11 protein-coding genes and 1 pseudogene are annotated in these 11,846 nt (G+C 45.8%); 6 read left to right on the top strand and 6 right to left on the bottom strand.

What is annotated here, in order from left to right:
* Positions 1 to 140 precede the first annotated feature (140 nt).
* From V4C51_RS18080 to V4C51_RS15380, 3 genes and pseudogenes are all read left to right on the top strand, one after another.
* A pseudogene (locus tag V4C51_RS18080) lies at positions 141 to 380 on the top strand (C2H2-type zinc finger protein); the annotation flags it as partial.
* Between the two features lie 312 nt (positions 381 to 692).
* Positions 693 to 974, top strand: a complete 282-nt coding sequence (locus V4C51_RS15385; protein WP_330927063.1) for a hypothetical protein — start codon at positions 693 to 695, stop codon at positions 972 to 974.
* Between the two features lie 532 nt (positions 975 to 1,506).
* The gene (locus V4C51_RS15380; RefSeq protein ID WP_330927062.1) at positions 1,507 to 2,130 is read left to right on the top strand and encodes a hypothetical protein; all 624 of its coding nucleotides are present in this window, start codon (positions 1,507 to 1,509) and stop codon (positions 2,128 to 2,130) included.
* A 172-nt stretch (positions 2,131 to 2,302) separates the two neighbouring features.
* On the opposite strand, the gene V4C51_RS15375 is transcribed toward V4C51_RS15380, so the two are convergent.
* Positions 2,303 to 3,034, bottom strand: a complete 732-nt coding sequence (locus tag V4C51_RS15375; protein ID WP_330927061.1) for a class I SAM-dependent methyltransferase — start codon at positions 3,032 to 3,034, stop codon at positions 2,303 to 2,305.
* Positions 3,028 to 4,269 (bottom strand): BtaA family protein, encoded by a 1,242-nt coding sequence (locus V4C51_RS15370; RefSeq protein ID WP_330927060.1) that lies wholly within the window; start codon positions 4,267 to 4,269, stop codon positions 3,028 to 3,030. The genes V4C51_RS15375 and V4C51_RS15370 overlap by 7 nt, the downstream gene beginning before the upstream one ends.
* Positions 4,270 to 4,819: 550 nt before the next feature.
* On the opposite strand from V4C51_RS15370, the gene V4C51_RS15365 reads away from it, so the two are divergent.
* Entirely contained in the window at positions 4,820 to 6,187 is a 1,368-nt protein-coding gene (locus tag V4C51_RS15365) for an MATE family efflux transporter (RefSeq protein ID WP_330927059.1), read from the top strand.
* Positions 6,188 to 6,278: 91 nt separating this feature from the next.
* Here V4C51_RS15365 and nudC read toward each other — a convergent pair whose 3' ends face one another.
* Genes nudC through V4C51_RS15345 form a run of 4 tightly spaced genes read right to left on the bottom strand, consistent with a single transcriptional unit; the run spans position 6,279 to position 9,067 of the window.
* A complete protein-coding gene (gene nudC / locus V4C51_RS15360) occupies positions 6,279 to 7,121 on the bottom strand; it encodes an NAD(+) diphosphatase (protein WP_330927058.1) in 843 nt (280 codons plus the stop codon).
* The gene (gene dnaQ / locus V4C51_RS15355; protein WP_330927057.1) at positions 7,108 to 7,830 is read right to left on the bottom strand and encodes a DNA polymerase III subunit epsilon; all 723 of its coding nucleotides are present in this window, start codon (positions 7,828 to 7,830) and stop codon (positions 7,108 to 7,110) included. The genes nudC and dnaQ overlap by 14 nt, the downstream gene beginning before the upstream one ends.
* The gene (gene rnhA / locus V4C51_RS15350) at positions 7,827 to 8,285 is read right to left on the bottom strand and encodes a ribonuclease HI (protein ID WP_330927056.1); all 459 of its coding nucleotides are present in this window, start codon (positions 8,283 to 8,285) and stop codon (positions 7,827 to 7,829) included. Before rnhA ends, dnaQ begins: the two co-directional genes overlap by 4 nt.
* Entirely contained in the window at positions 8,282 to 9,067 is a 786-nt protein-coding gene (locus tag V4C51_RS15345) for a methyltransferase domain-containing protein (protein WP_330927055.1), read from the bottom strand. The genes rnhA and V4C51_RS15345 overlap by 4 nt, the downstream gene beginning before the upstream one ends.
* A 36-nt stretch (positions 9,068 to 9,103) precedes the next feature.
* Between V4C51_RS15345 and gloB the strand changes: the two genes are divergently transcribed.
* Together gloB and V4C51_RS15335 are read left to right on the top strand one after the other, a co-directional pair.
* Complete coding sequence (gloB, locus tag V4C51_RS15340) at positions 9,104 to 9,934, top strand: hydroxyacylglutathione hydrolase (protein WP_330927054.1); 831 nt, start codon at positions 9,104 to 9,106, stop codon at positions 9,932 to 9,934.
* Between the two features lie 76 nt (positions 9,935 to 10,010).
* On the top strand, positions 10,011 to 11,687 hold the full coding sequence (locus tag V4C51_RS15335) for a lytic transglycosylase (RefSeq protein WP_330927053.1): 1,677 nt from the start codon (positions 10,011 to 10,013) through the stop codon (positions 11,685 to 11,687).
* Positions 11,688 to 11,846 lie beyond the last annotated feature (159 nt).

Raw genomic sequence — 11,846 nt, 5'->3', positions numbered from 1 at the left:
TGGGTCTGGTTATCTTCCTACGCACGACAAAATCTGTTTACTTTTGCATATGGCTGATTTAGCAGTTTTTTCAACCTGCTGTCAATGCGTAAGTTCTATACTCACTAAAAGCGCGCTTATTCCTAAAAAGTGAAGATGTCATGCCTGATTATATCTGTATACATTGCAATAAAGATTGTAAAACGGACTATGCTCTCGAAAGACACCAGGCTACCCACTCAGAAGATAGACCTTTCGTCTGCAAAATCTGCTCAAAGGCCTTTAAATGGAGGGATACCCTCGTCTCTCACCTGAAAACCCATTCGAATGTTAAAGCTTACAAGTGTACAATTTGCAAGAAAGCTTTTAAAACAAATACCTCTCTCCTTCATCACAGGGAAACTCATTCAACTATTAGACCTCACGAATGCGACAAGTGCGGGAAAGCTTTTAAACAATCGAACACCCTCACCCAGCACATGCTGACCCATTTGCCTGGAAGGTTTAGCTGTAGCATTTGCGAGGGAAGGTTTCGAAGAAAGGGCGATGCCCTGAGGCACGTTAAAAATCTGCATTCTGATCTTGCAAATCCTTCCAGTTATGTAAAGACAAGCACAGAGACAACCAGAGAGACGCTAGACAATGGTAAGGTTGTCACCTGTACAACCCAAACAATGGTAATAAGTCCTAGCCTTGTTACCTCCGTAGCCTGTATGGCAACTGAAACCGCCAGCGCCAAAATCATCAGTCAAGAGCATTCGAATGTAACCGTTACAACGGTCAGTCAACAAGGGCCCGTGATGAGCGCTTCAACAAGCACTCAAGTCAGCGCATCAGAACCAGGCCCTCTTGTCGCGCATTTCCACCAAGAACTCGATTTTGATACTGATGTTTTGTTGGACATGTTAAATGAATACAGTACCGCGTCAATCCAGACTCGTTTTGGTTGTCTGGATTTTAACCCAAATGATACATTTGACGACATACCGATTTAACCCCTTTAAAGACACGGCGTTCAAAGTACAAGGGTAGATATAATACCAATTGACTCTTCTAACTCTGAAAAGATCTTGCTTTATAAGGCTAAGCCGAGATTTATACCGTAATTAGAAAAGCCGATTGGTATTACTCGGGCAAACGAACAGGGTCGGCTGGTCGGACGCCCAAAAGGATCGCTGGGAGTATCAAAACTCGATGGAGAAGAAAATGAGATAGTGATGCTTTTGGGAAAATACATTTTATCAGGTGATCTTCCGCAAAAGGGTCTACACTAACGCCCAGAATGTCAGAAGAAACTGGATACGCGGGTATGATGACAACAATAGCCGGAGCCACGTGGGAAAGGTATATTTTGCTCAATAAAGGTGCGAATACTGCCAGAAAACAAGCTGAGTTATGAAGAAAAACGAATAGCCTGAACCTGAACTGACAGTAAATGGACAATGGGCTGACCAGTGTCAGGTACACGAAACGGTTAACGGACTGATAGTAAATACTATTGCAGGATAAGTTATTTAGAGGTAAAAGATGCTCTTTAGAATGCTAATTGTTTTTTTTGTCTTTGATTTTTTCAGTATGCACTCTTTTGCAGGCATTAGTCTGGGTGAAAATAGCAGGGAAACTTTTATCTACCAAAACCATAAAGGTCATGTACAACAATTCATTCTTGATGGTTACACGCTTCCTCAAAATTTCCGAACCTATCTGAAAAGAAATTCTGTTACCGCACCTGTCCTGTATCCAACAGAAACGAACAAAAGACTTCGTAAAAACATAAAAATCGACAAAGACTTTAAATTAACAAAATTTGAAATAATTTCTGTCCACTATATTGAGTGGTCAAACTTACTCCCTACTTCTTTTATCCCAAAAGCATTCATCATTGAAACAACTAGAGGCACTTTTTTAAAAATATGTTATAGACAAAAAGTAATAGATTGCTCTATTAAATCCGTAAAACAGTGGGGTAACAGGATTAATCACTTTGCTTGGGTTACGTTGAGGATTGACAGTGAATCAGATTCAATTTTATGGAATAAGAAAGCGAAGGAATTGAAAATACTGTTTCCAGAAAGTTTAGAACAGCAACTTTATTGTGATGAAATAAATTTGCACTTTACCTACAAAACAATAGAGTCAAAAATATTTTGACTATTCTCAGGTAATTATTATCACCAACGTCCCTACATAGCTCCACGGAGTTCTCAGAAAATCGAAAAACAGGCAGATTGTCTCAACGGTTTCGCTTTTCAAAAAGATCATGAACAGATGTTTAAGTTCTGCCGCCTTGTTTGTCCGCTCTTACAGTCGCTGGAAAAGACGATTAATATTCTTCCTGGCGTGGCGTTGTGCCCCAACAGCGGAATACAGGAACTTTACAGGGTGTGTACGGAATACGTTCCATGGTTTCTGTCACCTGACAGTTTTCAAGGCGGTGCATGATATAAGGCAATAAATCATCGCGTAAAAAAACATTGTCATGACTGAAAAACCAATGCCAGAAGTGGCGGCAGAGGTAGCCATGTTGGGCGCGGCCTTTACTGGCATGTTTACGACTAAGGTAGAAATCAACAACAGCAATGGTGCCACCGGGGACGGTATTGGTAATGGCGTTCTCAAAAGCAGCGTACCAGTCTGGAATCATCGACATGGAATAGCTGAAAATGGTCAGATTATAGGGTTTGTCGGCCTGCCAGGTGCTGGCATCGGCGCAAATCGTATTGACATTATGCCATCGTTGGCCTTCGATTCGTTTTTGTGCCTGAACAAGCAGGGGACGACATAAATCAAGAACAGTAACCTGTTCAAAGTCTTTGATGGACTCACCGAAAAACTCAAGGGTCCGCCCTGTTGCCCCGCCGACGTCAAGCAGTCGTTGTCCGGCCTCCAGAGCAGGCAGGCTGTTAATCAATGCTTGACGATTGGTCAGAAATTTATCACGAAACGCGTCATAACCGGCGGCTTGACCACCATAAAAATTTTCAAGCCGCTCCTGATGCGTGTTGCCTTTTGCACCGCTTATCAGACATGCCAGCACTTTCAGGTGACTTAACATGAGGCGTCTTCTGATGCTGTTTTTGGTGTTGCAATATGAAAGCTGGCATAGGTATGAACCCGGTCACGTGAATGCAGCTGGTTTGCGGTGTCTGTATCAAACAAGAGGTGTTCTCCAATTGGCTTTTCAACACCATTGCGAGTGATATGCAGATTTCTTAAAAAAGCCGGGTTATTGGCACTTGATCGGAACAGAATTTGGCAATTGTCTTTGCCACAGCGGAATAATTCTCTCCACTCTTCGCATAAGGGTTCTGGCCAGGCGCTTCCCATCCAATCCATGTGATCAAGCAAGAGAAATTTGCTGAAAGCATTGTCGGGTTCTTTGTTGAGGAATGCTGTCAGTAACATGGTATGGCTTTCGATGGCATCCACATGACCATTTTTCAGGCTGTTGAAATAACTCTCTTGCAGATAACGTGGGCAGCAGTTCTTTTCGTAATGACCAAATAAATAGACACGCCAGAAATAATTGTCTTGCAGGGGTAACTCACAGCAGAGTTCAGTGAGGCATTGTTCAATATAACCAGCAATACCATTTTGATGGGAAGCCGCCACTTCCTTACTTTGTTCGCGGGGCACGCCAAGCAGGTTCATCGTGATTTGACGACCCAGTACCCATTTCATACCACAACCAAAGAGTTGGTGAACGATATCTTTCTCAAAAACCTCCCGTTGTTCTTCGATTGTCTGGGCCTCGAAAAGTGTGTGTATGCCCTCATACAAGCGTGGCCGCATGGGAATAAATGCGGTCATCAATTTGGCAAAAAATCCGGAAAGTCCGTAGTAATAAAAACTGTCACGCCAACCACGACCGTCCCACCAACTGAGTCGTGATCTCCAGAAGTCGCGACTTTCAACCGGTAGATGCTTCCGCAGAGCCGTGCGGTAAATCGTGCGCATGTCTGGGTGAGCACCTAGTCCGAAGATTTTGAAGAAGTCATCATAATCGAGTGAGCGAATACCGGCAATTTTCAGATTGAGTAATGCTGTCTGGCGGGGATTGGCATCAATGCACGCAATCCGTTTAACACCCTCGATGGCGTAGTCGAGAGCATTGCAGCCAGCACTGGTGATCATAGCCAAACAATCGTTACTGTTTAATTGCATGGCCTCGCGATCAATAGAAGGATCTTCCCAGCAAGTATTATAAAGTAAAGAACGACTATAAAGAGCGTTGAAGCCGATTTGGTGCAACCGATGTATAAGCGAATGCGATTTGTCTGCCTGATACATACGTTTCCCCGCTCCAGGAGTGCGGTACCTTAGTTACAATACTGTGGACAGTTCCCCAGGCTGGCACAATGAGAAGTCATCTATGATAATCAGAGGAAAGAACCCAACTGCCCCTGATATTTTTCATGGATAACCTAGTTAAGATTGCACTTAACGCTATGTCAAGTATTGAAAAGATTAAAAGACATATGTTGCATTTATTCCGTGAGCATCCACAAGCATTCAAGACAAAGCCCGGATTACGTACTGAGACTTATTAACCCGGATATTTCATAAACATGCTCATGGCCTTGCTTGCTCCTTGCGGCTCTATGGGAGTTTATGAAATATCCGGGTTAATGGATGAGATACGATGCCAGCGCGGGTATTCCCAAATCATAATTTGTCCTTTTAATTGCCGTCGGATACCAGTCGTATGGGAGATGATGAGTTCCTTGCTTAGACTATTCAATGCCAACTTTATGAACTGAACCGCTAATCCCTCTCCTTTTTGAAGAAGAAATGTCAGATTACGCCTGGACTACTATTACTAAAGGAAAAAACCGTTAGAATGTGTTTTTTTCAACATGAGCATGACGAGGTTTTTTTGTCCCAGACTTTCTGCCAGCGTGCAAAAACAATTTTGCATCTGGGTATACCTATGATCATTGCCATGGTTTCCCAGAGCCTGCTTAACCTTGTCGATGCTGCCCTGGTTGGCCCTTTGGGCAAGAATGCCTTGGCTGCTGTTGGCGCGGGGAGTAACGCATTACTGGTCGCTTTAGCCTTTGTGGCGGGTGTTTCCTCCGGTGTACAGGCTCAAGTGGCCCGGCGAATGGGAACACAGCTCACTCACTGCGCGGCAACACCTGTTAATCACGGGATGGTGATTGCCTTTGTGTTTGGTTTACCGGTGAGCATTTTCTTATGCTTGATTGCACCGTGGATTATGCAGGTGTATCAGGTTGACCCTGCCACTAAAGTTGATGCCCTGTTGTACTTTCAAATACGGGTAATGACACTGACTGCAGCGGTATTGAACCTTGCCTTTCGAGGCTATTGGAATGGTACGCGCCAGCCCCATTGTTTTTTAAAAAATCTGCTAATCAGTCACCTGTTCAATGCAGCAGCGAGTTATTGCCTGATATACGGAAAAGCCGACCTGCCAGCTTTAGGTGTTGCCGGAGCGGCAATTGGCACATTTTTATCCATGTATTTGTGTGCATTACTGAATTTATACGATCTGCGCCGTTGTGCCCTGCATCACGGACTGTTCACTCGATGGGGCAACAGGCTGGCCTTTTTCCGTTTGATTAAGTTAGCTACACCAGATTCGGTTCAGCAGGTACTGTTTTCCCTGGCTATTATGCTTTTTTTTGTGATTATCTCTTACCTTGGTGCAGAAGCCATTGCAATCAGTCACGTATTGATTTCTCTTTCTTTATTTTTAATTTTACCAGGGCTGGGACTGGGTGTTTCTGTTACTACCCTGGTCAGTCAGAGCCTTGGCGCCAGCAAACCGGATGAAGCCTTGCAGTGGGGAAAAGATGGTGTTGTTGTTGCTATCATTGTGCTCATAGTATTAGGGCTGCCTTTTATTCTGGCGCCGAACTTCTTTTTATCCTGGTTCTTTCATGATGACCATTTATTGATGCTTGCGCGACTTCCTCTTCAATTATTGTGTCTGGGGATTATTATTGATACAGCCGCCCTCGTTTTATCGCGAGCCCTTCTCGGTGCGGGGGCTAATCGGAGTGTGTTGGTTATTCGCTTTTTCTTTCAGTGGTGTGTGCTGTTGCCACTGGTATGGCTTGTCGGCCCTGTTTTAGGTTGGGGGCTTTCAGCCGTCTGGGGAGTACAAGCTCTGCAGAAATTTTTAAGTTCATTGACTTTTATTATTGTCTGGCATCAGAAAAGGTGGATCGAAATTGATATATAAGAAGCTGTTAATGATCTTTTGTGAACAGTGAAACCGATTAGTGTTTTTTATAAACAGTTCTTTATAAACAAACCCTATATGATTGTATAATTTATTTTTCAATGAAAGCATCAATTAACTGCCTTGAAATCGTATAACCTGCCGGGATATCAGGCAGATTATCAACAGTAAACCAATAGCCTTCTACTAATTCCTTTTCCTCCAGGACAATATTTCCCGATACATAGGTCGCATGAAAGCCCAGCATTAATGAATGAGGGAAAGGCCAGCTCTGGCTGCATTGGTAGTGAATATTATCAACCGTCAAACCCACCTCCTCCATTACCTCGCGAGCAACAGCAGCTTCCGCGCTTTCACCTGGCTCAATAAACCCCGCAATAACAGTAAAAAAGGGAGACGGTTTGCTCTGGTGGCGTTTATGTTTCACTAACAACAGTTCTTCACCTTTTGTCACCAGCACAATGATACAAGGTGACACTCGCGGGTATACTCGATGGTGACACAAGGAGCAGTCATGTGACCACTCATTCAGCACTGGCTTGGTAGCAGCGCCACATAAACCACAAAAACGATGCGCTTCACTGGAGCGTTTCAACTGCAATGCATGGTTCAGCAAGGCAAATTCACTGTCACTTGCGGTGGGTAATAGGGATCGGACAGGCACCCATTGGTTACTGTTCACTAAACTCGCGTCAGCCATAACTAAAGCTATCGGCTCCCCTTGCCAGTAACCCACCAAATATGATTGGATATTTTTACCCACAAAACACTCAGCCAACAAAGACCAGACAAAAGATTGACCATTCATCAAAAGAGTATCACTGCCCAGGACTAACCAGCGTGTCGGCTCTATTTCCGGGTTCCATCCCACCAAAGGTACATAGTCGCTGGCACTATCCCCGGAGGCAGAAAAACGTCTATTATCCTTGCTCATAATCGCCTTCCCAGAGGCAGAGGCCCGCTTTCTTTTGTATAGCGGCCAATTTTTTCTGATGGGACTCCAGCTCCGCAGGGGAAGCTCGAATGACCTTTAACGGCAACCGATCCCCCTCCAAACGACGAATGCGGCTCTCCCTCTCCACACCGCTATGATCAGCATCGTCCGCGCCTAACGAAAGCATTCGCTGACCACCGGTCATGGCCAGGTAGACTTCAGCCAGAATTTCCGAATCGAGTAAAGCGCCGTGCAATGTACGAGATGAATTGTCTATGTAATAGCGCCGACACAAAGCATCGAGGCTATTTTTCTGCCCGGGATGCTTTGCACGGGCCATCGACAACGTATCAATCACTGAACAGTAGTCAGCCACCTCACCATAATCACCGCCAAGCAAGCGAAACTCATGATTAATAAAGCCAACATCAAAAGGGGCATTGTGAATAATCAGCTCCGCACCTTTGATAAACGTGAAAAAATCATCAGCTATGGCTGAAAATAGTGGTTTATCACTCAAAAATTCATTGGTAATACCATGAATCTTAATGGCCTGCTCGTCCACCAGCCGCTGTGGGTTGATATACACATGGTAGTGATTTCCGGTCAGCTTCCGCTCCACCAGCTCAACACACCCTATTTCCACAATACGATGCCCCTGGGCAGGGTCAATCCCTGTGGTTTCCGTGTCCAGAACAATCTGTCTCATGCCTGGCCCCCTGCTGAATTCATGACCTCTTCCGCACCCTGGCAAGCCAGTCGGTCGGCCACTTCATTGTCAACATGACCCGCATGACCTTTCACCCAGCACCATTGCACTGTATGAATCTGATTCAACTGATCCAATTGCTCCCACAAGTCCTTATTTTTGACAGGCTTCCCCCCGGCAGTTTTCCAATTTTTCTTTTTCCAGCGAGCTAACCATTGGGTAATACCCTGCTTTACATACTTCGAATCTGTCGTTAGTCTCACCGGGCAGGGACGCTTCAGCGCCTTCAGCCCTTCTATGGCAGCCATTAACTCCATCCGGTTATTCGTTGTCTCTTTTTCACCACCGTACAGTTTTTTTTCATTGTTTGCATATCGCAATAACACGCCCCAACCACCAGGACCCGGGTTACCTTTACAGGCGCCATCAGTGTACAGCTCAACAATATTGCTCAAGAATTTTCCCCAAAATTACGGACGCTCGGGCGGGCCGCAGATGAACCCACCAGTGACCGTTTCACATGCTTCCAGGTTGCTTTCAGTGGCGTGACGCCATGAACCTCATGGGTTGCCTGAATCATATAAAAGCTGCCAGCCGGGCATCGCATCTCTTTCAGGAACCCCTCCAACGCACCCCCCGTCCGACTCTGGGCCAATCGCAACAGAGACTGACAGTAGTCACCATAATCAATACGTTCTATAGAAAAGCCTAACAGTGTCAGCCAGTCACGCAAACGGCTGACATGCAAAAATCGCGATAACGAAAATACCTTATAACGCTCAGGTACAACCCAGCGCGATAATGCATGCAGACTCCAGGGGTTAAAACCAATAATAATCAGCTTGCCTTCTGGTATGATGCTTTTTGCCGCTTCACTCAAAAGCCGGTGGGGACTTTGCGCCACCTCCAGCATATGATGCAACACGACAACATCAAGGCACCCGGGGGAAACCGGCCAGTAATAGGGGTCACACGCCATTGTCGACAAAGGCGGTGGGACTTCATCAGGAAGCTCCATGGAAAAATGATGGCCTGCGGCACTTCGGTGCAAAAGATCAACACCACAGGTGACTGTCAGTTGACAGGCATAATAACCAAAAGTCGTTTCGAGCACATTATCCAACAGTTGTTGCTGGACAGCTAACAGTGACGAACCCGATGGCGTTTCAAACCAGTTTCGCAGTTGCCGCAACCGCCGCTGAAAACCGTCTTGCAATCCATTTGATAAATTCGGCAACCTCACCCTCCAGACAATTGGATAGCTTGTATACAATTGAGAAATAAACACGTACAGTTGATGATTTCAAAAGGCCATCATACAGTGCAGATTACCCCGATCCCCGCCTTTACCGACAACTATATATGGGCAGTTCATGATAACACAAGCTGCTTTGTCGTTGACCCTGGCGATGCCTGCCCGGTTCTCCAGTTTCTTAGGGAAAAGGGGCTATCCCTGAGAGGATTACTGATTACCCATCACCACTATGACCATACCGGTGGCATCCTGCCGTTAAGCCAACAATACTCCGCCTTGTCCATTTATGGCCCTTATAATGACGCCATCTCTGGCATAACACACCGGGTAAAACAGGGCGATGCGGTACCCGTGCTGGGTAAAACATTCCATGTTATGGACACCCCTGGCCATACACTCGACCATATTGCCTATTTCGCGAACGGTGGAGAAAACACTGACGATAAACCCATTCTCTTTTGTGGTGACACGCTGTTTTCAGGGGGTTGCGGACGACTCTTTGAAGGCACGCCGCAACAAATGCAGGCATCCCTCGATCAACTGGCAACACTACCTGATGACACACAAATCTGCTGTGCCCATGAATACACTGAAGCGAACCTTGCTTTCGCCCGATCCGTAGAACCTGACAATCAGGCCCTGAAAGCTCGCGTCAATGACGTTGTTTCATTACGTCAACAGCATCGCCCCACCTTGCCCTCAACCCTGCTTACTGAAAAGCAGAGCAACCCGTTTATGCGCTCAAGGGTGAAGACAGTGGTGCATCACGCCCAAAAACACAGCGATAATCCCCTTTCATCACCATCAGCAGTTTTAAGAACCATTCGTCAACTTAAGGATTCCTTTTAAGTTTATCTATTTCTAAAGCCTATGCCTTTTGATAAGATGTACATTGTTCTAATTAACAGTCAGACCCCTTTTACTTATGGATCACTATTGCCAGCCTCTTCCTTCTCTGCCCCTGTTTCGTCGCAAGCGTCTGGCAGGACTGGCCCTTCCCATGCTCCTTCTGGTAGGGTGTCAAACCATAAAAACGAAACAAGATGCCAGTTTATCTAGCGCCGATATCTCCATAGCCAGCAATTCACCAGCGAAAAAAACCAGCAGAACCACAGACAAAACCACTGGCAAGAGTAAATTAGCTGAGGTACAAGCCCCTGTTGAGGTGAAACAAGAAGCCATTGATGTTGAAAAAGGTGTTGAAAAAAATGTTGAAAAAGAAGCAGCGGTCATTACCAATCTCTGGCAACGACTGCAACAAGGGATGACCTTGGACGTCGACCTAACCAATAAACGCATTCAGTCTGAACTGGAATGGTATAAAAATAATCAGTACTCTTTTGACCTGCTCGCTGAACGAGCGAGTCCTTACTTATACTTTATTATCGAACAAGCCGAAGCCAGGGGCCTCCCCCTTGAATTGGCCCTGCTTCCCGTCGTAGAAAGCTCCTTTGACCCCTTCGCCTATTCCCATGCTGGCGCATCAGGTTTGTGGCAACTGATGCCCGCTACAGCCGGCGAGTATGGACTGTCTCAAAGCTGGTGGTACGACGGGCGACGTGATGTTGTTGCCGCTACCCGCGCGGCCTTCGATTATGTAGAAATGCTTTACAGTCAGCTTGGTGACTGGAAACTGGCCCTGGCCGCCTATAACTCAGGGCTGGGGCGAGTTCAGCGGGCTTTGAAGAAAAATGCCCGAGACAAAAAATCCACTGCGTTCTGGCACCTCGACCTGCCCGATGAGACCACTGCCTATGTACCAAAATTGCTGGCATTAAGTGCTGTGATTAAAAACCCGAAAAAATACGGTATTACCCTGCCAGCTATTGATAACAGCCCCTACTTTGAAACCGTCGCCATTGGCAGTCAGTTGGATATGGCCAAGGCATCTCAACTGGCCGGTGTTTCGCTGAATGATCTGTATAAACTGAACCCCGGTCTGAATCGCTGGTCCACACCACCGGAAGGCCCCCATTATCTGGCTATCCCCAGTGATAAAGCCGAACAGTTCAAGGCAGGTCTTGAGGCAATTCCCGAAGATCAGCGGCTTGCGTGGACACGCTATACCGTGAAAGCCGGTGACAGCCTGCTGAAAATTGCCAAACAAAACCAAACACAGGTCTCCGTCATTTCAGAGGTCAATCAACTCACTTCCACGGTGATAAAGATTGGTCAGACTCTGCGGATTCCCATCCCTGGAAAAAACGCTGAATCGTATACGTTGACAGCCAATCAGGTGACAGCCAATAAACAAAAACGACAATATGTAGTCCGTCCCGGTGATAGTTTCTGGAGCATTTCCCGCCGTTATGGCGTCAGTATAAATGATCTGGCAAAGTGGAATAACCTGTCTCCCACAACCCCCCTTCAAATCGACCAAACCCTGGCTATTTGGCTAACCTCTAACACACCGACTACATTAAACAAAGTCATGCGTAAGATTTACTATAAAGTCAGAAGTGGTGATTCGCTCTCCTTGATTGCGGATAAATTTGACATTGATATCAGTGAAATCAAAGGATGGAATACTCTGAACTCCCAATACATTCACCCCGGCCAGCAGTTAACGCTCTTTATTGATATCGCCAGAGCATCCGAATAAAAAAAGGCCGCTCAACGGCGGCTTTTTTGTTTTATTTTTGTTTTATTTTTGTTTTATACCAGGAGCCTGTCCGAGAATAGACTACCCTACTGCGGTTGCGATAAATGGGTCTAAAAATTCCTGCTTCTTCGTCAAATAGCCCCACTATTATCCTCAGAA

It is taken from the genome of Candidatus Sororendozoicomonas aggregata (assembly GCF_031528575.1).
GTDB lineage: Bacteria > Pseudomonadota > Gammaproteobacteria > Pseudomonadales > Endozoicomonadaceae > Endonucleibacter > Endonucleibacter aggregata.
The sequence above is the reverse complement of the archived record's forward strand: the minus strand, read 5'-3'. Positions and strand labels throughout refer to the sequence as shown.

What these genes read in the sequence shown, in the direction of transcription:
- V4C51_RS15365 (WP_330927059.1), top strand. Translation starts at nt 4,820, where the DNA reads ATGTGTTTTTTTCAACATGAGCATGACGAGGTTTTTTTGTCCCAGACT.
- V4C51_RS15385 (WP_330927063.1), top strand. Translation starts at nt 693, where the DNA reads ATGGCAACTGAAACCGCCAGCGCCAAAATCATCAGTCAAGAGCATTCG.
- V4C51_RS15380 (WP_330927062.1), top strand. Translation starts at nt 1,507, where the DNA reads ATGCTCTTTAGAATGCTAATTGTTTTTTTTGTCTTTGATTTTTTCAGT.
- dnaQ (WP_330927057.1), bottom strand. Translation starts at nt 7,830, where the DNA reads ATGAGACAGATTGTTCTGGACACGGAAACCACAGGGATTGACCCTGCC.
- V4C51_RS15375 (WP_330927061.1), bottom strand. Translation starts at nt 3,034, where the DNA reads ATGTTAAGTCACCTGAAAGTGCTGGCATGTCTGATAAGCGGTGCAAAA.
- V4C51_RS15370 (WP_330927060.1), bottom strand. Translation starts at nt 4,269, where the DNA reads ATGTATCAGGCAGACAAATCGCATTCGCTTATACATCGGTTGCACCAA.
- V4C51_RS15335 (WP_330927053.1), top strand. Translation starts at nt 10,011, where the DNA reads ATGGATCACTATTGCCAGCCTCTTCCTTCTCTGCCCCTGTTTCGTCGC.
- nudC (WP_330927058.1), bottom strand. Translation starts at nt 7,121, where the DNA reads ATGAGCAAGGATAATAGACGTTTTTCTGCCTCCGGGGATAGTGCCAGC.